An 18,191-nucleotide genomic window follows, 5' to 3' on the forward strand; every position below is an offset into this window, starting at 1 on the left:
CGACGCGCAGGTGCGGCTGAAGGAAGGCGTGGAGCTGCCGCTCAAGGATCCGGACGCGTTCCGGCGCCTCGGCATCCGTCCGGCCAAGGGCTTTTTGCTCTATGGCCCGCCGGGCACCGGCAAGACGCTGCTCGCCAAGGCCGTGGCGCGCGAGGCGGAGGCGAACTTCATCGCCACCAAGTCGAGCGACTTGCTCTCCAAATGGTATGGCGAGAGCGAGCAGCAGATCGCGCGGCTGTTCGCCCGCGCGCGGCAGGTCGCACCCTGCGTGATCTTCATCGACGAACTCGACTCGCTGGTCCCCGCCCGGGGCGGTGCGATGGGCGAGCCGCAGGTGACCGAGCGCGTGGTCAACACCATCCTCGCCGAGATGGACGGGCTGGAGGAGCTCCAGTCGGTGGTGGTGATCGGCGCGACCAACCGGCCGAACCTGATCGACCCGGCGCTGCTCCGCCCGGGCCGGTTCGACGAGCTCGTCTATGTCGGCGTGCCGGACAAGGCCGGGCGCGAGCGCATCCTGCGCATCCAGACCGGCAAGATGCCCCTGGCGGCGGATGTCGACTTGGGGTCGATCGCCGAGCAGACCGAGCGCTATACCGGCGCGGATCTGGAAGACGTGGTCCGCCGCGCCGGTCTCGTCGCGCTCCGCCAGTCGCTGGCGACGCGCGAAGTGACGATGGCGCATTTCGAGGAAGCGCTGAAGGACTCGCGCGCGACCGTCACGCCCGAAATGGAAAGCGACTATGCGGCAATGCAGGGCAAGCTGAAGCAGCAGGCCTCGTCGATCCAGCCGATCGGCTTCATCGCGCCGGGCATGCTGGAAGGGCGCGGGTCGAAGGGGTAAGCTCTGCCTTGTTCTGGGCAGAGCCGTCCCTTCTGCCCAAATACTCCGTCATCCCCGCGTAGGCGGGGATCCATTGGCGCTGACGCTGCGGTTCGTTCATGAAACGCACAGGCGAATGGATTCCTGCCTTCGCGGGAATGACGGTGGATTTTTGAGCCGCCGCGCTCTTTCCTCCCATACCCGATAGCCCTTCCCTCGAACACGCGAGCAGCATGACCGATTCCAACCCGCTTCAACCCGCCAACCGCCAATGGCTCTGGCCGGCGCTCGCGCTGCTGGGCCTTTCGCTTGCCGGGCTGGCGGCGTTCCTCTGCCTCCGCTTCGCCAGCGGATTCGCGTTCGATCCCGCGCTGCTGCTCGCGTTCCGACGCCCCGGCGACCTGGCTACGCCGATCGGCCCGGCCTGGCTGCTCCAGTCGGCGATCGATATCAGCGCGCTCGGCGGCTATACCGTCCTGTGGCTGGCGGGTGCGGCGACGCTGATCTTCCTGCTGGCGTTCGGCAAGCGCGCCGAGGCGCTGCTGCTTGGCGGATCGCTGATCGGCGCTTCGGTCATCAACGCGCTGCTCAAGATCGTCCTCCACCGCCCCCGCCCGGACGTGGTGCCCCACCTTGCCGAAGTATCCAGCGCCAGCTTCCCCAGCGGCCATGCGATGATCTCGGCCGCGGTCTACCTCACGCTCGGCATGATGGTCGCGCAGACCCAGGCGAGCCGCTGGGCGCGAGCCTATCTGCTCGGCTTTTCGGTGCTGCTGGTGCTGCTGATCGGCTGCAGCCGCGTGTTCCTCGGCGTCCACTGGCCCTCGGACGTGCTGGCCGGCTGGTGCTTCGGGGCGATCTGGGCGCTGTGCATGTTCGCGCTCAACGCCCGGCTGCACCGGCGCTAGGATCAGCCTTCGGACGCCTGCGTCGTCCAGCCGAGTCGGGGGATCGTGATCGAGCGCTTGCCCGACAGGTCGACGCGGGTGACGAACAGCCCCTTGGTTTCGATATACTGCATCAGCCGCCGCACGCGCCCGAGCGAGCCGGTACCATAGCTGGTCGCGATATCGGTATCGCTGGGGCACGGCAGCCCCTCGCGCGCCGCCTTGGCGACGAGCAGGAAGGGCCCGAGCATGTCGTCGGGCAGCGCCCGCGCCGCTTCCAGCGCCTGCGCCCAGTCGTCGTCGGGATCGCCGTGGATGCCCGCACGCGCCGCCGACAGCCGCCGGACGAAGCCGGAAAGGTCGAGCGGCGGGCGGTTGAGCCCCACCATCCGGCAGCGCACCTGGAAATCCTGGTACAGCACCGCCGGCGAGCGCAGCGCCGATTGCTCGTCCTCGACGATCGCGCGCAGCACGTCGGCGACGTGGGTGGCAACCTCCTCCGGATCGCGATCGGGCTCGATTTCCATCGGTGCGGGCACCGAGCGGGCCAGCGCCTCGAGCATCGTCTCGGAATGGGCATAGGTCGGCGCAGGCGGCGGCGCCGGCGGCACCCATTCGGGCTCGGCGGGGGCGAGCAGCAGGTCCTTCATGTCGTCGGTGGGCGCCTGCGGGAGCGGGGTCAGCTTGGGGCTGGAGCTGCGTGCGCTGGTTTCCACCGATCCGATCCGGATCGCCACCGGCCGCCGGGTGATCGCCGGGCCGAGACCGAGGAAATGGCCGCGGGCGAGGTCGCGGATCGCCTCGGCTTGGCGGCGCTCCATGCCGAGCAGATCGGCCGCACGCTGCATGTCGATGTCGAGAAAGGTGCGGCCCATCAGGAAGTTCGACGCTTCCGCCGCGACGTTCTTGGCGAGCTTTGCGAGGCGCTGCGTCGCGATCACCCCGGCGAGGCCGCGCTTGCGGCCGCGGCACATCAGATTGGTCATCGCGGAAAGCGAGGCGCGCCGCACCTCCTCCGCGACTTCGCCGCCGCCGGCGGGCGCGAACAGCTGGGCCTCGTCCACCACCACGAGCGCGGGATACCAATGGTCGCGCGGCGCATCGAACAGGGCGTTGAGGAAGGTGGCGGCGCAGCGCATCTGGCCTTCCGCCTCCAGCCCTTCGAGGCTGAGCACGACCGAAGCACGGTGCTCCCGAATACGCGCGGCGAACCGGGCGACGTCGCGCTCGCTATGATCGACCGCCTCGATCGCGAGATGGCCGTAGCGATCGGAAAGGGTGACGAAATCGCCCTCGGGATCGATCACCACCTGCTGGACATGGCCGGCGGATTGTTCGAGCAACCGCCGCAGCAGGTGCGACTTGCCCGAGCCCGAATTGCCCTGGACGAGCAACCGGGTCGCAAGCAACTCCTCCAGATCGACCGGCACGGGGCTGCCCGTGCCGTCGACGCCCATGTCCACGCTGACGGTCATCGCGGCCGCTTTGCCGGATCAGGGGGGGCAGCGGCAAGGGCCGCGTCACCGAAAACTGTGGGTGTTTGTTTCGCTTCAGGCCGCGTTGGCGGCGCCCAGGCGCTGGCGGCGGCGCTCCAGCGCTTCCATCGTCTTCTCGGCGAGCAACGTCAGCCGTGCGGTATCCTGCTCGGTCAGCTGCGGGCGGGCGGTGCTGTCGATCACGCACAGCGTGCCGATCCGCTTGCCGCTGGCGGTGCGCAAGGGCGCGCCGGCATAGAAGCGGATGTTGGGATCGCCGGTAACCAGCGGGTTTTCGGCGAAGCGCGGATCGGCCTGCGCGTCGTGCACCACGAACACGTCGGGACCGCGGATCGCATGGGTGCAGAACGAGATCGAGCGCGGCGTCTCCTGCGGCTCCAGCCCGACCCGCGCCTTGAACCATTGCCGATTCTCGTCGATCAGCGAGATCAGCGCAATCGGCACGCCCAGCGCGGCGGCGGCTTCGCGCACGATGGCATCGAACTCGGCTTCGTTCGGCGTATCGAGCACGCCATAGCCCTTCAGTTCGGAGAGGCGCGCGGTTTCATCCGAGGGCTCGATCGGCATCACTTCGTCTTCCTGCGTTTGCGCCCCCCGGCACATTCGGGCTACTACGGTGGGACAAGTTAACATTTGCTCGACAGTGCAAGCATGTGCCGGGCAGTCTGATGGCAGCCATGCGTCCCGATCCCATTGAACATCTCCGCCGCGTTTTCGGCTATGACGCCTTTCGCGGCGTGCAGGCCTCGGTGGTCGACCGCGTGATGGCGGGGCAGCGCACGCTGGCGGTGATGCCCACGGGTGCCGGCAAGTCGCTCACCTACCAGCTGCCCTCGGTGATGCTGGAGGGGACCTGCGTCGTCGTAAGCCCGCTGATCGCGCTGATGCACGACCAGCTCCGCGCGGCCGAGGCGGTGGGCATCCGTGCCGCCACGCTGACCAGCGTCGACGATAACCGCGCCGAGACGATCGAGCGGTTTCGCGCGGGTGAACTCGACCTGCTCTACATCGCGCCCGAACGCGCCTCGGGCGAGGGCTTCCGCAACCTGCTCACCCAGGCCCCGCTCAGCCTGTTCGCGATCGACGAGGCGCATTGCGTGTCCGAATGGGGGCATGATTTCCGGCCCGATTACCGGCTGCTGCGCCCGCTGCTCGATCGCTTCCCGGAGGTGCCGCGGCTGGCGCTGACCGCCACCGCCGATGCGCATACCCGCGCCGACATTCTCGAGCAGCTGGGAATCCCGGAAGAGGGGCTGATCGTCGCCGGCTTCGATCGGCCGAACATCCGCTACCATATCATGCCCCGCGAAAACACGACGCGGCAGATCATCGATGTGGTGTCGGAGAATCCCGGCCCCGGCATCGTCTATGCCCAGACGCGCAAGGGCGTGGAGCAGCTCGCCGAGAAGCTGGCGGCGGAGACCGGGCGGTCGGTGCTGCCCTATCATGCCGGGCTCGATCCTGACGTGCGCCGCCGCAACCAGGCGAAGTTCGTCGCCAGCGAGGACATGGTCGTCGTCGCGACCGTCGCGTTCGGCATGGGGATCGACAAGCCCGACGTGCGCTTCGTCGCGCATGCCGGGCTGCCCAAGTCGATCGAGGCCTATTACCAGGAAACCGGCCGCGCCGGCCGCGACGGCGATCCGGCGGTGGCGCATCTTTTCTGGGGCGCCGACGATTTTGCCCGCGCCCGCCAGCGGATCGGCGAGGTCGAGCCTTCGCGCCAGCCGGGCGAGCGCACCCGCCTCACCGCGCTGGGGGCGCTGGTCGAGACTGCGGGCTGCCGTCGCCGCATCCTGCTCAAGCACTTCGGCGAGGACGCGCCGGAGACCTGCGGCAATTGCGACAACTGCCTCAATCCACCCGCCGCAATCGACGTCAGCGTGACCGCGCAGAAATTCCTCTCGGCGGTGTTCCGCACCGGCATGCTGTACGGCATCGGCTATATCGAGGGCATCCTCACCGGCGTTTCGACCGAGCGCAGCCTGATGAACGGGCACGAGAAGCTGTCGGTGTTCGGCATCGTCGATGGCGACGAGGTAGCGATGCTCAAGCCGGTGTCGCGCGCGCTGCTGCTGCGCGATGCCTTGCGTACCAATGAGCATGGCGGGCTCGAATTCGGGCCCGAGGCGCGGGCGATCCTGAAGGGCGAGGCAGCGCTGAAGCTGGTCCTCCCGCCCAAGCGCGAGCGACGGCGGCGCGGTGCCGCCGGGGGCGTTCCCAATCCGGTCGGCAATCCGCTGTTCGAGGCGCTGCGGGCCAAGCGGCGCGAGATCGCGCAGGAAACCGGGCTGCCACCCTATGTGATCTTCCACGATTCGGTGCTGCGCGACATGGCGATGGTGCGGCCCTCGTCGCTGGCGGAGATGGGGCAGCTCTCCGGCGTCGGCGCGCGCAAGCTCGATGCCTATGGGCAGGATTTCCTGAACGTCCTCCGCCAGTTCTGATCGGCTTCCGCAGGGCGCCGCCCCGCGCTACAGCCTCGCGCTGGAATCAGAAGGAGGACCTGCCATGCCGAACAAGATCGACGACCGCATCTCGGTGGCGCCGCAGATCCGGCCGGAGGACGTGCCGGCGCTCGCGGCGGCGGGGTTCGTCCACATCATCAACAATCGCCCCGAGGGCGAGGAGTTCGGCCAGCCGACCGGTGCGGAGATTGCCGAGGCGGCCGAGGCGGCGGGGCTGGGCTATACCGAAATTCCGGTGACGCCGGGCGGCTTCTCGATGGCGCAGGTCGAGGCGATGGCCGACGCGCTTGCCTCGGTCGAGGGGCCGGTGCTGGCCTATTGCCGCTCGGGGACGCGCTCCTGCAACCTCTGGGCGCTCGCCGCCGCGCACAAGGGCGCCGCGCCGGCCGAACTGGTCGAAAAGGGTGCGGGCGCAGGCTACGACCTGTCGGGCATCCGCCCGGCGCTGGAGCAGCTCTCGGGCCGCTGAGCTTTCTCCCCCCTCCCGCAAGCGGAGGGGGAGTTAATGAAGGCACAGCTCTCTTCCCAAACAAAAAATGGGCCGGTGGTTGCCCACCAGCCCAGTTGTCCGCAGGAGGAACCTCGGTGGGACGCCGCGCCAGGAGAGGCCTGCGCGGCGCCCGATTTCGTCAGTAGTTGTAGGCGCGCTCGCCATGCTCGTTGATGTCGAGCCCTTCGACTTCCACTTCCTTGGAAGGACGGATGCCGATGGTGAGCTTGAGGCCGTAGAAGAGGATCGCCGAGACACCGCCCGACCAGACCAGCGTCAGCGCCACCGCTTCGGCTTGCGTGATCAGCTGCGCCACCATGTCGTAACTGGGCGCGGCGATTGCCGGGAACTTGGTATAGTCGATGATGCCCTGGCCGCCGAGCGCCGGATCGGCGACGATCGCGGTGCCGAGGGCGCCGATGATGCCGCCGATGCAGTGCACGCCGAACACGTCGAGCGAGTCGTCATACTTCAGCTTGTTCTTCACCGTGGTGACGAAGAAGAAGCAGATCGGCGAGACGACCAGGCCGAGCACGATCGAGGTCATCGGCGCGGCGAAGCCCGAGGCCGGGGTGATCGCGACAAGGCCGGCGACCGCACCGGTCACGCCACCCAGCAGCGACGGCTTCTTGTGCACGATCTGCTCGATCACCGCCCAGCTCACCGCCGCGGCAGCCGTGGCGACGAAGGTGTTGATGAAGGCAACCGCGGTCACGCCGTTCGATTCGAGGTTGGAGCCGGCGTTGAAGCCGAACCAGCCCACCCACAGCAGCGAGGCGCCGATCATGGTCATGGTCAGCGAGTGCGGCGGCATCGGCTCGCTCTTGAAGCCCACGCGCTTGCCGATCACGAGGCAGCCGACCAGGCCGGCGATGCCCGCATTGATGTGGACGACGGTGCCGCCGGCGAAATCGAGCGCGCCCTTGCCCCACAGGAAGCCATAGTCCGTCGGCGCATCGACCAGGAAGTCCGGGCCGGCCCAGTACCAGACCATGTGCGCGATCGGGAAATAGACGATCGTCATCCACAGCACGGTGAAGATGATGAGGGGGGTGAACTTCACGCGCTCGGCAAAGGCACCCACGATCAGCGCCGGCGTGATGCAGGCGAAGGTCATCTGGAAGCAGACGAACGCGAATTCAGGGATATAGACGTTGTTCGAGAAGGTTGCGGCATAGGTACCGCTGCTCACCCCGACCAGGAACGCCTTGGAGAGGCCGCCGAAGAAGTGGTTCTCGCCGCCCGAGGTGAAGGCGATCGAATAGCCCCAGGTGCACCAGACGAGCGATGCGACCGAGACGATCATGAACACCTGCATCAGCACCGAGAGCATGTTCTTGGTGCGCACCAGGCCGCCATAGAACAGCGCCAGCGCCGGCACCGACATCATCAGCACCAGGGCCGAGGAGATCAGCATCCAGGCGGTGTCGCCCTTGTTCACCATCGTCGCCTGCTGGGCGACGGTGGGCGCCTTGATCAGTGCTGCGGTCTGCGCCCAGGCGGGCATCGCCGATACCAGCGCGGCCGCGCCGAGCGCGAGCCCGGCGGTCTTCCATCCTTGCTTCATAGCTACCCCCTTGCTCACAGCGCCGTCTCGTCGGTCTCGCCGGTGCGGATGCGCACGGCCTGGCCCATGTCGAGAACGAAGATCTTGCCGTCACCGATCGCGCCGGTGCTCGCCGCCGCCTGGATCGCTTCCACGGCGCGGTCGGCAAGATCGCTCCCCACGGCGACCTCGATCTTGATCTTCGGCACCATGTTCGTGCTGTACTCGGCGCCGCGATAGATCTCGGTCTGGCCCTTCTGGCGGCCGAACCCCTTCACTTCGGTAACGGTCATGCCCGTCACCCCGACGGTGGTGAGCGCTTCGCGCACCTCGTCGAGCTTGAAGGGTTTGATGATGGCGATGATGAGCTTCATGTCGCCCCCTCTGGCGGTTGTCCCGGGGAGCTACTTCGCAAGGGCCGTGCCAAATGGAACGCACAGGGGGGATGTGCGTTTCGGGCCACCCAATATTACCAACTGGTGAATTTTGTGACGCTGCTCTGCTTAAAAAGTGAGCAGTTCACTGCAGCGTTGCGCTGTCCTCGCCGTGGCGGCCGAAGAATTGCATCAGCTGCACGATCAGTTCGGCGCGATCTTCGAGTCTGGGCGCTTCGAGCAGCGCCTGCTTCGACGCGGCATCGAACGGCGCGATCTGGGCAATGCCGTTGACCAGCGATTCGTCGTCGAGGCGCGTCACCGCCTCCCAATCGACCATGTAGCCCAGGCCGTCGGCGAAGCGACGCGATTCCATCTCGATCGATGCGCGGCCGGCGAGCGAGAGCGATTCGGACTCGCCCACCACCTCCAGCGCCGCCTCGACCTGGCGGAACGGCGTGCCAAGCTCGAGTTCGCGGACGATGGTGAAGCGCGTCAGGCCTTCGAGCACGATGTTGTAGCGGCCGTCGTCCAGTGCCTCGACATCGGCGATGCGGCCGACGCAGCCCACGTCGAACAGCGTCGGAGGATCGCGGTCGTCGCGCGGCTGGACCATGCCGATGCGCCGGTCGCGGGCCAGCGCTTCGGAGACCATCGCCCGGTAGCGCGGCTCGAAGATGTGGAGCGGCAGGTGCATGCGTGGAAACAGCAGCGCACCCGCCAGCGGAAACACCGAAAGCCGCGTCGTCTTCATCCGAACAGGATCTGCGAAAGCTTGCGACGCTGGGCGGAGACCCAGGGATCTTCCAGCCCGACGACTTCGAACAACTTGAGCAGCCGCTGGCGTGCGGCGCCCTCGTTCCAGGCACGATCGTCGCGGATCATGGCGAGCAGCGTCTCGGCTGCGCCTTCGCGATCGCCTGCCGCCATCTGGCCGCCCGCGAGCTCGTAGCGCGCGTCCATGTCTTCCGGGTTCGCGGCGGCACGGGCAGCGAGGCCGGCAAGATCGCCGACGGGCTGGACTTCGCGCGCCAGGCTCAGCGCGGCGCGGGCACGCTCCACTTCGGGCGCCTTTGCGGCATCGCCGGCAATGGCATCGAGCGCCGTCTGCGCTTCGTCATGACGGCCCAGTTCGGTCAGCGCGCGAACGCGGCCCGCGGCCACGACAGCGTGGTCGGGCGCGATCTCGGCGATCTGGTCGAAGATCGAGAGGGCACGCTCGGCATCGCCATCGGCCAGCACCTGCTCGGCCATCGCGATCAGCGGCTCCAGTTCGGCCTCGGCCTCCGCTGCCTCGCCGCTGATCGGCAGCTGGCGGAGGATCTGGTCGAGCATCGTGCGCAGCTGCGATTCGGTGCGCGCGCTGGTCAGGTCGGCGACCAGCTGGCCCTGGAACATCGCATAGACCGTCGGGATCGAGCGGACCTGGAATTGGCTGGCGATGAAGTTGTTCGCATCGACGTCGATCTTGGCCAGCATCACGCCCTTGGGGGCATATTCCGCCGTCACCTTCTCGATGACCGGACCCAGCGCCTTGCACGGCCCGCACCATTCCGCCCAGAAATCGATGATGACGAGCTTCGACATCGACGGCTCTACGACGTCCTTGCGAAAGGCGTCGACGGCCTGTTTGTCGGCGGGGCTCATACCAAGCGTAGCCAAAATGCGCTCCTTGCGAACTGCGGGTGCCGGCGCCTCTGAAGGGCACGTGGGCGGGTCGGCCCCTATTTGGGCGTTCGGGGGCAAACCGCCAAGCCTTTTCCAAAAAGTGCAAAAGGGGGGTTGCGCACTTCGGAAGCCGCTGTTAGTTGGCCCGCCTCACCCGCCGAGAGCGCTTCGAAACGCTCCCGGCCACGACGCCAGAGCGGGCGTAGCTCAGGGGTAGAGCACAACCTTGCCAAGGTTGGGGTCGAGGGTTCGAATCCCTTCGCCCGCTCCAGTCGCCAACCAGCGACTGTACCGTCGGTCTCACGGCATCAGCCGTTTTCGACCTTCCGACAAATGCCACCGCATCGCCAGTGCCGCGCCATCCGCGTCCTGCGCGCGGATCGCCTGCACGATCGTCTCGTGTTCGCGCACCATCGCCGCGATCGGCTCCGGCTCGCGCAGGCGGGCGATGTCGACGCCGGCGCGCATGATTCGCATCGTTTCCTCGTGCAGATGCTCGAACGCCTTCTCGAACGCCGGATTCGCGGTGGCGCGAAAGATTGCGCGGTGCAGCCGCCAATCCTCGTCATGCGCGGGATCGCTGGAGAGCAGCGCCTTGCGCAGGTCGGTCATCGCCGATTCGATCTCCGCCATCTGTTCGGGCGAGCGGCGACGCGCGGCGAGCCGCGCAGCTTCCGATTCGAGGGCGAATCGTACTTCATAGGTGCCGAGCGTCGCGGAAAGCTCGTCGAACGCCATGTGTGCGCCGAGCCGGAGCGACGGGCGGCGCATCACATAGGAGCCGGCGCCGCGGCGCGATTCGGTGATGCCGTCGGCTGCCAGCCGCACCAGCGCCTCACGCACGACGGTGCGTGACATGCCGAAGCTTTCCGCCAGCCGCGATTCGGAGGGCAGGCGGTCGCCGACGCCCAGCCCGCCCAGGATGATCTCGACGATGCGCGAATAGGCCTGGTCGGCAAGGCGCTGGTCGCTGGGTGCATGGTTTCGCAGCATGGTGCGCCACGATACTAAGACCTTCGGAAATGGCGAGTCGTGCCATTGCCTTAGGAGAAGCCGATGTCCGATTCCCCCGCCCCCATCCGCGTCGGTATCGGCGGCTGGACGTTCGAACCGTGGCGCGGCACCTTCTATCCCGACAAGCTGCCGCAGAAGCGCGAACTGGAATATGCCGCCGGGGCGCTTACCGCGATCGAGATCAACGGCACCTATTATTCCACCTTCAAGCCGGCGAGCTTCGCCGGCTGGGCGGCGGCGGCCCCCGACGGTTTCGTCTACACGGTGAAGGGCTCGCGCTTCGTCACCAACCGCAAGGTGCTGGCGGAGGCGGGCGAATCGATCGCGCGCTTCTGCGGCCAAGGGCTGACCGAGCTGGGGGACAAATTGGGCCCCATCTTCTGGCAGTTCATGGCGACCAAGAAGTTCGACGCGGAGGATTTCGGCGCATTCCTGAAGCTGCTGCCGGCCCGGCAGGACGGCGTGAAGCTGCGCCACGCGGTGCAGGTGCGGCACGACAGCTTCCAGACGCCCGAATTCGTCGCGCTGTGCCGGGCGGCGGGCGTGGGAATCGTCTTTGCCGATTCGCCGCAATATCCCGGCGTGGCCGATGTCAGCGGCGACGTTGTCTATGTGCGGCTGGAGGCGGGCGAGGATGACAATCCCTTTTGCTACCCCGAAGACGCGCTGCCGCGCTGGGTGGACGCGGCCAAGACCTGGGCGGCGGGCGGCCAGCCCGAGGGTCTGCCCACCTTCGCGCCCGAGCCGGCGCCGGTGTGCCCACGCGAAACCTTCGTCTTCTTCATCCATGGCGGCAAGGTGCGTGCGCCAGCGGGTGCCCAAGCGTTCATCCGCCGCCTGCGCTGAACGCCGAACCCTTTGCCGCGCCGCTTCGTTGGTCGCGGGCAACCCAGGAGGCCAGCATGATCCACGATCCCGAACAGCAGACGCCGCAGGACGACGAAGCCGAGGCGATGGAAGAAGCGCAGAAGGACGCCGCCGAGGAACGCGAGGAAGAAGGCGGATATCAATAAGCCTCGTTGCGCGGCGGCGGCCTCCCCGCCTGCCGCGCACGCCCATGGCGTTTTGGACCTAGCCATGGTGCCAAGTAATTGATAATCACTCGCAGCATGAACGCCACCGCTGCGATTCCCGTGCCTGTTCGCCTTGCCCAGCTGCACCGTCATGCCCCCGGTACCGTGGCCGGAGTCGACTGGGATCGATTGGCCGAGCCCGAGGCGCGACGCCTGCGCGAGCTGGGTCTGGACGAAGGCGTGGAGGTGGAACTGCTGCATCGTTCCGGCCTGTTCGGCGGCCCGCTTGCCTGCCGCATCGGTCGCATGACCGTTGCCCTGCGTCGCCATGTCGCCGCTGCCATTCATGTGACGCCGCTGGCCGAGCGCCCATGAACACCACGCCATTGGTTGCGCTGGTCGGCAATCCCAATGCCGGCAAGAGCGCGCTGTTCAACGCGCTGACCGGCGCGCGGCAGAAGGTGGGCAACTATCCCGGCGTCACCGTCGAACGCCATTCAGGCCGCATGGCGCTGCCCGACGGCCGGCCGATCGAGCTGATCGACCTGCCCGGCGCCTACAGCCTCGACCCCGGTAGCCCGGACGAGCAGGTGACGCGCGACGTGCTGCTCGGCCGCCAGCAGGGCGAGCGGCTGCCGGACGCGATCCTCACCGTGGTCGATGCCTCCAATCTCGACAACCATCTCCGCTTCACGCTGCAGCTGATCGCGCTGGGGCTGCCGATCGTGGTGGCGCTCAACATGGTCGATCTCGCCGAGCGCGACGGCCTCAAGCTCGATCCCGAAGCGCTGGAGCGCGAACTGGGCGTGCCGGTGATCGCCACGGTCGCCGTGCGCCGCCGCGGGCTCGATGCGCTCAAGGAGCGCATGGCCGAGATGGTGAAGGGCGTGACCAAGATCCGCCCCTCCCCCGGCGTGCAGCATGACATCGTCCTGCTCCAGCGCCGCGCGCGCCAGATCGCCACCGCGGTCACCGTTTCGGAAACCGCCGCGCGCCGTTGGACGCACCGGCTCGACGCGCTGTTCCTCCACCCGGTCGCCGGGCCGGTGATCCTGCTCGGCACGATGTTCCTGATGTTCCAGGCGGTGTTCGCCTGGTCGCAGGTGCCGATCGGATGGATCGAGGAGGGGATGAAGTGGCTCGGCGGCGAGGTCGGCACCGCGCTGCCGGACGGCGTGTTCCGCTCGCTGATCGTCGATGGCGTGATCGCCGGCGTCGGCGCGGTGGTGGTGTTCCTGCCGCAGATCCTGATCCTGTTCGCCTTCATCCTGGTGCTGGAGGCGACCGGCTACATGGTCCGCGCCGCCTTCCTGATGGACCGGGTGATGGCCAGCGTCGGCCTTTCGGGCCGCGCCTTCATCCCGCTGCTCTCCAGCTTCGCCTGCGCAGTGCCGGGGATCATGGCGACGCGCACCATCTCCGACGAGAAGGACCGGCTGACCACCATCCTGATCGCGCCGCTGATGACCTGTTCGGCGCGGCTGCCGGTCTACACCATCATCATCGGCGCGCTGATCCCGGATCGGGCCGTGCTGCCGGGCGTGGGGCTGCAGGGGCTGGTGCTGTTCGCGCTGTACATCCTCGGCATCCTTGGCGCCTTCTGCGTCGCGCTGGTGCTGCGCCACACGGTCACCAGGGGCGCGACCTCGGGCTTCATGATGGAGATGCCGAAATACCAGTGGCCCAGCATCCGCGACGTGCTGCTGGGGCTTTGGCAGCGCGCGCTGATCTTCCTGAAGCGCGCCGGCACGATCATCCTCTACACCACCGTGGTGCTGTGGGCGCTGCTCAGCTTCCCCAAGCCGCCCGAGGGCAGCACCGTCTCCAAGGTCGATTATTCGATCGCCGGCCGCATCGGCAGCGGGTTGCAGGCGCTGGTCGCGCCGATCGGCTTCAACCGCGACATGGCGCTGGCGCTGATCCCGGCGATGGCCGCGCGCGAAGTCGCGGTGGCGGCGATCGGCACCGTCTACGCGGTCGACAATCCCGACGACGAGGCGGGCGAGGAATCGATCCGCGCGCAGCTCCAGAAGCATTGGAGCCTGCCGAGCGCGCTCGCCTTCCTGATGTGGTTCGTCTTCGCGCCGCAGTGCATCTCGACCATCGCGGTCACCAGGCGCGAGACCAATGGCTGGAAATGGCCGGCCTTCATGATCGGCTATCTGTTCGCGCTCGCCTATGTCGCGGCCGGCATCACCTATTGGAGCGCGATAGCCCTCGGCCTCTAGCAATTGCATCCCGGCTGCGAAAACGGCAGAGGCAGGGGACTATGAGCACTGTCACCCCCGAACTCCGCGCAGCCGCGCTCGTCTCCAAGGCCTGGCCCTATGAAGAGGCGCGCAAGCTGCTCAAACGCTATCCGCAGATCGCAGAGGGTGGCGCGCCGGAGAAAGGCCATGTGCTGTTCGAGACCGGCTATGGCCCCTCGGGGCTGCCGCATATCGGCACGTTCAACGAAGTGCTGCGCACCACCATGGTCCGCCGCGCCTTCGAGAGCCTGTGCGACGTGCCCACCCGCCTGATCGCGTTCAGCGACGACATGGACGGGCTGCGCAAGGTGCCGGACAATGTGCCGAACCAGGCGATGCTGCGCGAGCATCTCGGCAAGCCGCTCACCCAAGTGCCCGATCCGTTCGAGAAATATGAGAGCTTCGCGCACCACAACAATGCGCGCCTGCGCGAATTCCTCGACCAGTTCGGCTTCGAGTACGAGTTCGCCTCCTCGACCGACTATTACACCGGCGGCCGCTTCGACGACGCGCTGAAGAAGGTGCTGCGCCACTATTCCGGCATCATGGACGTGATGCTGCCGACGCTCCGCGCCGAGCGCCAGGCGACCTATTCGCCGGTGCTGCCGATCAGCCCGAAATCGGGCATCGTGTTGCAGGTGCCGGTCGAGGTGGTCGATGCCGAGGCCGGCCTGATCGCCTTCGAGGATGAGGGCGAGCGGATCGTGCAGAGCGTGCTCGGCGGCAAGGCCAAGCTCCAGTGGAAGGTCGACTGGGCGATGCGCTGGGTCGCGCTCGACGTCGATTACGAGATGGCGGGCAAGGACCTGATCGATTCGGTCACCCAGTCGGGCAAGATCGCCCGCGTGCTCGGCGGCCGTCCGCCCGAGGGCTTCAACTACGAGATGTTCCTCGACGAGAAGGGCGAGAAGATCTCCAAGTCCAAGGGCAACGGCCTCAGCCTCGAACAGTGGCTGACCTATGGTCCCGAGGAGAGCATCGCCTTCTACGCCTATCGCGAGCCGAAAAAGGCCAAGCAGCTGCACCTGGGCGTGATCCCGCGCGCGATCGACGAGTACTGGCAGTTCCGCGGCAATTATGCCGGCCAGGCGGTCGAGCAGCGGCTGGGCAACCCGGTCCACCACATCCACAATGGCGAGCCGCCGGCGGAGACGCTGCCGGTAACCTTCGGGCTGCTGCTCAACCTGGTCGGCGTGATGGGCGAGGCGAGCAAGGCGCAGGTCTGGGGCTATCTGACGAATTATGTCCCCGACGCGACCCCGGAAACCTATCCGGCGCTCGACCGTCTGATCGGCTATGCGCTTGCCTATGCCCGCGATTTCGTTGCCCCGACGCTCAAGAAGCGCGCGCCCGCGGGCGTGGAGATCGAGGCGCTCCGGCGGCTCGACGCCGAGCTCGCCGCACTGCCGGCGGATGCGACGGCCGAGGCGATCCAGGACCAGGTGTACGAGATCGGCAAGACCGGCGGCTTCGAGAATCTGCGCGACTGGTTCAAGGCGCTGTACGAGACGCTGCTCGGCTCCGAGCAGGGGCCGCGCATGGGCAGCTTCATCGCGCTGTACGGCATCGACAACAGCCGCAAGCTGATCGCGGAGGCGCTGGCCAAGGTGGCCTAAGGGGCGGGCGGGAAACCTCTACCCCGTCATCCCGGCGAAAGCCGGGATCCATTCGCTTCTCCGTTCAAGCAAGAGCCGAGCCGTAGAGGGCAATGGATCCCGGCTTTCGCCGGGATGACGTAGATGGAGAACGTGGAATCGCGTTCTCGATGCCAATGAGGGAGGAACACCATGCGACGCAGGATCCGGAATATCCGTTCGGCGACGCGCGCCTTCCTCCATGGCGAGGCGGCGGGGGGAATCGCCCTGATCGCCGCCGCCGCGCTGGCGATGCTCGCGGCGAACCTGCCCGGCGTCTCCGAGACCTATTTCCACACGCTGCATCGGGAAACCGGGCCGGTGATCGCCCCGATATACGGGCCGATGACCGTGCATCTGTGGATCAACGACGGGCTGATGGCGGTGTTCTTCCTGCTCGTCGGGCTGGAGATCAAGCGCGAGTTCGTCGACGGCCGGCTGGCGAGCTGGGAACGCCGCCGCCTGCCGGTGATCGCCGCCGCCGCCGGCATGGCGGTGCCGGCGCTGATCTACCTGCTGATCGCCGGGCGCACGCCGGGCGTGGCCGCGGGCTGGGCGATCCCCGCCGCCACCGACATCGCCTTCGCGATCGGCGTGCTGGCCATCCTGGGCAGCCGCGCGCCGGCCGCGCTCAAGCTGTTCCTGACGACGGTGGCGATCGTCGACGACATGGGTGCGGTGGCGATCATCGCGGTGGCCTATACCGCGCATATCGACCTGCTGGCGCTGGGCGGCGCGGGCGTGGTGCTGGGCGCGATGATCGCCTGCAACCGGCTGGGGGTGCGCAACCTCGCCGTCTATCTCGCGTTGGCGGTGGTGCTGTGGGTGCTGGTGTTCCAGTCCGGTGTGCATGCCACCATCGCGGGCGTGGCCGCGGCGATGACCATCCCGCTGGTCAAGTCGCCGGCCGCGCCCGATGCGGTGGATTCGCCGCTCCACAAGCTGGAGCATGCGCTGCACCCCTGGTCGGCCTTCCTGATCGTGCCGCTGTTCGGCTTCGCCAATGCCGGCGTGTCATTCGAGGGGCTGTCGCCGTCGATCCTGCTCGAGCCGCTGCCGCTGGGCATCGCCGCGGGGCTGTTCCTCGGCAAGCAGCTCGGCATCTTCGGCAGCATCTGGCTGGCGGTGAAGACCGGCATCGCCAAGCGGCCGGGCAATGCCGGCTGGCGGCAGATCTACGGCGTGTCGCTGCTCGCCGGTATCGGCTTCACGATGAGCCTGTTCATCGGCGGCCTCGCCTTTCCCGGCAACGCGCTGCTGGTCGACGAGGTGAAGATCGGCGTGCTGCTCGGATCGATCCTGTCGGCGGTGGCCGGTTACGCGGTCCTGCGATCGACCAGCACCGCGATTCCCAAAATGGCGAGCCCGCCCAGCGCGAGCAGCGCACCGACCCAGCCGGTCGACGTCCAGCCGTAACCGGCGGCGATCGCCAGGCCGCCCAGCCAGGGGCCGAGCGCGTTGGCGGTGTTGAACGCCGAGTGGTTGAGCGCGGCGGCCAGCGCCTGCGCGTCGCCCGCCACGTCCATCAGCCGGGTCTGCAATACCGGGCCCAGCGCGCCGGCAAAGCCGATCGCGAACACGTCGATCGATACCCAAAGCAGCGAATGCGCCGCCAGCGGATAGAGCGCGAGCGCGGCGGCGCTGGCGATCAGCAGCGCCGCGCCGGTCGGCATCAGCGCGCGATCGGCGAAGCGGGGCACCACGATGTTGCCCGCGATCATTCCCATGCCGAAGATCGCCAGCACCAGCGGCACCGCCCAGGGCGGGGTGCCGGTGACGTGCATCAGCGTCGAGGCGACATAGGTATAGACGCAGAACAGCCCGCCAAAGCCGATCGCGCTGACGCCCAGCGTCAGCCACACCTGGCCGTTCGCCAGCGCGCTGAGCTCGCGCAGGGGACTGGCGCCCTGCTCGGGCTTGTCCCTGGGGGCCAGCCAGACGACCAGCGCCACCGTGAGCAGCGCCAGCGCCGCGACCACCGCAAAGCCCCAGCGCCAGCCGACCGCCTGGCCCAGCCAGTTGGCCGCCGGCACGCCCAGCACGGTGGAGACCGCGAGACCCAGCATCACGCGGCCGACTGCCTGCGAGCGCTGGCCGGTGGGCACCAGCGACGCCGCCACGAGCGCCGCGATGCCGAAATAGGCGCCGTGGGGCAGGCCGCTGAGGAACCGGAACAGCAGCATCCAGTGATAGGTGGGGGCCAGCGCGCTCAGCGCATTGAACAGCGCGAAGCTTGCCATCAGCGCGATCAGCAGCGTGCGCCGCGACCATTTCGCCGCCGCCACCGCCAGCAGCGGGGCACCCACCACCACGCCCAGCGCATAGGCGCTGATCACATGGCCGGCGGTGGGTTCGTCGATGCCGAGCCCCCTGGAGAAATAGGGGACGAGGCTCATCGTCGCGAATTCGGTGGTACCGATCGCGAACCCGCCCATGGCGAGCGCGCAATGGACCAGCCCGGGCGAGCGGGCGGCGGAACGGGGGAGGGGGGCGTGCACGCAGCGCAAATGGGTTTGCTGCAGTGCAGCG

At 67.8% G+C, this 18,191-nt stretch carries 17 protein-coding genes and 1 tRNA gene; 10 read left to right on the forward strand and 8 right to left on the reverse strand.

What is annotated here, in order from left to right; all coding sequences use genetic code 11:
- The coding region (locus tag SPI01S_RS19665) for an ATP-binding protein (RefSeq protein WP_157084806.1) at positions 1-844 on the forward strand (844 nt) is incomplete at its 5' end.
- Positions 845-1,056: 212 nt separating this feature from the next.
- A complete protein-coding gene (locus SPI01S_RS19670; RefSeq protein ID WP_066726727.1) occupies positions 1,057-1,731 on the forward strand; it encodes a phosphatase PAP2 family protein in 675 nt (224 codons plus the stop codon).
- 2 nt (positions 1,732-1,733) lie between these two features.
- On the opposite strand, the gene SPI01S_RS19675 is transcribed toward SPI01S_RS19670, so the two are convergent.
- Positions 1,734-3,185: an ATP-binding protein gene (locus tag SPI01S_RS19675; RefSeq protein WP_066726728.1), complete on the reverse strand. Its 1,452-nt coding sequence runs from the start codon at positions 3,183-3,185 to the stop codon at positions 1,734-1,736.
- Positions 3,186-3,260: 75 nt separating this feature from the next.
- Positions 3,261-3,773 carry a GAF domain-containing protein gene (locus SPI01S_RS19680; RefSeq protein ID WP_066726798.1) on the reverse strand — a complete coding sequence of 171 codons (513 nt, stop codon included), beginning with the start codon at positions 3,771-3,773 and terminating at the stop codon, positions 3,261-3,263.
- 110 nt (positions 3,774-3,883) lie between these two features.
- Between SPI01S_RS19680 and recQ the strand changes: the two genes are divergently transcribed.
- Together recQ and SPI01S_RS19690 are read left to right on the forward strand one after the other, a co-directional pair.
- Positions 3,884-5,653, forward strand: coding sequence for a DNA helicase RecQ (recQ, locus tag SPI01S_RS19685; protein WP_066726803.1), 1,770 nt, complete (start codon positions 3,884-3,886; stop codon positions 5,651-5,653).
- Positions 5,654-5,717: 64 nt separating this feature from the next.
- On the forward strand, positions 5,718-6,143 hold the full coding sequence (locus SPI01S_RS19690; protein ID WP_066726730.1) for a protein tyrosine phosphatase family protein: 426 nt from the start codon (positions 5,718-5,720) through the stop codon (positions 6,141-6,143).
- Positions 6,144-6,303: 160 nt separating this feature from the next.
- Here SPI01S_RS19690 and SPI01S_RS19695 read toward each other — a convergent pair whose 3' ends face one another.
- The 4 genes from SPI01S_RS19695 to SPI01S_RS19710 all read right to left on the reverse strand — a co-directional run bounded on the left by SPI01S_RS19695 (position 6,304) and on the right by SPI01S_RS19710 (position 9,731).
- On the reverse strand, positions 6,304-7,731 hold the full coding sequence (locus tag SPI01S_RS19695; RefSeq protein ID WP_066726735.1) for an ammonium transporter: 1,428 nt from the start codon (positions 7,729-7,731) through the stop codon (positions 6,304-6,306).
- Between the two features lie 14 nt (positions 7,732-7,745).
- Positions 7,746-8,084 (reverse strand): P-II family nitrogen regulator, encoded by a 339-nt coding sequence (locus SPI01S_RS19700; RefSeq protein WP_010542740.1) that lies wholly within the window; start codon positions 8,082-8,084, stop codon positions 7,746-7,748.
- A gap of 145 nt (positions 8,085-8,229) precedes the next feature.
- Entirely contained in the window at positions 8,230-8,838 is a 609-nt protein-coding gene (locus tag SPI01S_RS19705) for an LON peptidase substrate-binding domain-containing protein (protein ID WP_066726737.1), read from the reverse strand.
- The gene (locus tag SPI01S_RS19710) at positions 8,835-9,731 is read right to left on the reverse strand and encodes a tetratricopeptide repeat protein (RefSeq protein WP_066726739.1); all 897 of its coding nucleotides are present in this window, start codon (positions 9,729-9,731) and stop codon (positions 8,835-8,837) included. Before SPI01S_RS19710 ends, SPI01S_RS19705 begins: the two co-directional genes overlap by 4 nt.
- A 217-nt stretch (positions 9,732-9,948) precedes the next feature.
- On the opposite strand from SPI01S_RS19710, the gene SPI01S_RS19715 reads away from it, so the two are divergent.
- Positions 9,949-10,023, forward strand: a tRNA-Gly gene (locus SPI01S_RS19715).
- A gap of 29 nt (positions 10,024-10,052) precedes the next feature.
- Here the strand turns inward: SPI01S_RS19715 and SPI01S_RS19720 are convergent.
- Positions 10,053-10,745 carry a FadR/GntR family transcriptional regulator gene (locus tag SPI01S_RS19720; RefSeq protein ID WP_066726740.1) on the reverse strand — a complete coding sequence of 231 codons (693 nt, stop codon included), beginning with the start codon at positions 10,743-10,745 and terminating at the stop codon, positions 10,053-10,055.
- A 63-nt stretch (positions 10,746-10,808) separates the two neighbouring features.
- Between SPI01S_RS19720 and SPI01S_RS19725 the strand changes: the two genes are divergently transcribed.
- From SPI01S_RS19725 to nhaA, 5 genes are all read left to right on the forward strand, one after another.
- A complete protein-coding gene (locus SPI01S_RS19725; RefSeq protein WP_066726741.1) occupies positions 10,809-11,612 on the forward strand; it encodes a DUF72 domain-containing protein in 804 nt (267 codons plus the stop codon).
- Positions 11,613-11,875: 263 nt separating this feature from the next.
- Positions 11,876-12,154, forward strand: coding sequence for a FeoA family protein (locus SPI01S_RS19730; RefSeq protein ID WP_066726742.1), 279 nt, complete (start codon positions 11,876-11,878; stop codon positions 12,152-12,154).
- A complete protein-coding gene (gene feoB, locus SPI01S_RS19735) occupies positions 12,151-14,007 on the forward strand; it encodes a ferrous iron transporter B (protein WP_066726743.1) in 1,857 nt (618 codons plus the stop codon). The genes SPI01S_RS19730 and feoB overlap by 4 nt, the downstream gene beginning before the upstream one ends.
- 41 nt (positions 14,008-14,048) lie before the next feature.
- Positions 14,049-15,644 (forward strand): lysine--tRNA ligase, encoded by a 1,596-nt coding sequence (locus tag SPI01S_RS19740; RefSeq protein WP_066726744.1) that lies wholly within the window; start codon positions 14,049-14,051, stop codon positions 15,642-15,644.
- A gap of 171 nt (positions 15,645-15,815) precedes the next feature.
- Positions 15,816-17,078: a Na+/H+ antiporter NhaA gene (gene nhaA / locus SPI01S_RS19745; RefSeq protein ID WP_066726746.1), complete on the forward strand. Its 1,263-nt coding sequence runs from the start codon at positions 15,816-15,818 to the stop codon at positions 17,076-17,078.
- Here the strand turns inward: nhaA and SPI01S_RS19750 are convergent.
- Positions 16,979-18,097 (reverse strand): MFS transporter, encoded by a 1,119-nt coding sequence (locus tag SPI01S_RS19750; RefSeq protein ID WP_066726748.1) that lies wholly within the window; start codon positions 18,095-18,097, stop codon positions 16,979-16,981. The two genes, nhaA and SPI01S_RS19750, sit on opposite strands and share 100 nt — an antisense overlap.
- Between the last annotated feature and the right edge of the window lie 94 nt (positions 18,098-18,191).

Source organism: Sphingomonas pituitosa NBRC 102491, assembly GCF_001598435.1.
Classification (GTDB): Bacteria; Pseudomonadota; Alphaproteobacteria; order Sphingomonadales; family Sphingomonadaceae; genus Sphingomonas; species Sphingomonas pituitosa.

What these genes read in the sequence shown, in the direction of transcription:
- SPI01S_RS19680 (WP_066726798.1), bottom strand. Translation starts at nt 3,773, where the DNA reads ATGCCGATCGAGCCCTCGGATGAAACCGCGCGCCTCTCCGAACTGAAG.
- SPI01S_RS19700 (WP_010542740.1), bottom strand. Translation starts at nt 8,084, where the DNA reads ATGAAGCTCATCATCGCCATCATCAAACCCTTCAAGCTCGACGAGGTG.
- SPI01S_RS19730 (WP_066726742.1), top strand. Translation starts at nt 11,876, where the DNA reads ATGAACGCCACCGCTGCGATTCCCGTGCCTGTTCGCCTTGCCCAGCTG.
- SPI01S_RS19705 (WP_066726737.1), bottom strand. Translation starts at nt 8,838, where the DNA reads ATGAAGACGACGCGGCTTTCGGTGTTTCCGCTGGCGGGTGCGCTGCTG.
- SPI01S_RS19710 (WP_066726739.1), bottom strand. Translation starts at nt 9,731, where the DNA reads ATGAGCCCCGCCGACAAACAGGCCGTCGACGCCTTTCGCAAGGACGTC.
- recQ (WP_066726803.1), top strand. Translation starts at nt 3,884, where the DNA reads ATGCGTCCCGATCCCATTGAACATCTCCGCCGCGTTTTCGGCTATGAC.
- SPI01S_RS19720 (WP_066726740.1), bottom strand. Translation starts at nt 10,745, where the DNA reads ATGCTGCGAAACCATGCACCCAGCGACCAGCGCCTTGCCGACCAGGCC.
- SPI01S_RS19695 (WP_066726735.1), bottom strand. Translation starts at nt 7,731, where the DNA reads ATGAAGCAAGGATGGAAGACCGCCGGGCTCGCGCTCGGCGCGGCCGCG.
- SPI01S_RS19690 (WP_066726730.1), top strand. Translation starts at nt 5,718, where the DNA reads ATGCCGAACAAGATCGACGACCGCATCTCGGTGGCGCCGCAGATCCGG.
- SPI01S_RS19725 (WP_066726741.1), top strand. Translation starts at nt 10,809, where the DNA reads ATGTCCGATTCCCCCGCCCCCATCCGCGTCGGTATCGGCGGCTGGACG.
- SPI01S_RS19740 (WP_066726744.1), top strand. Translation starts at nt 14,049, where the DNA reads ATGAGCACTGTCACCCCCGAACTCCGCGCAGCCGCGCTCGTCTCCAAG.
- feoB (WP_066726743.1), top strand. Translation starts at nt 12,151, where the DNA reads ATGAACACCACGCCATTGGTTGCGCTGGTCGGCAATCCCAATGCCGGC.
- SPI01S_RS19750 (WP_066726748.1), bottom strand. Translation starts at nt 18,097, where the DNA reads ATGGGCGGGTTCGCGATCGGTACCACCGAATTCGCGACGATGAGCCTC.
- SPI01S_RS19675 (WP_066726728.1), bottom strand. Translation starts at nt 3,185, where the DNA reads ATGACCGTCAGCGTGGACATGGGCGTCGACGGCACGGGCAGCCCCGTG.
- SPI01S_RS19670 (WP_066726727.1), top strand. Translation starts at nt 1,057, where the DNA reads ATGACCGATTCCAACCCGCTTCAACCCGCCAACCGCCAATGGCTCTGG.
- nhaA (WP_066726746.1), top strand. Translation starts at nt 15,816, where the DNA reads ATGCGACGCAGGATCCGGAATATCCGTTCGGCGACGCGCGCCTTCCTC.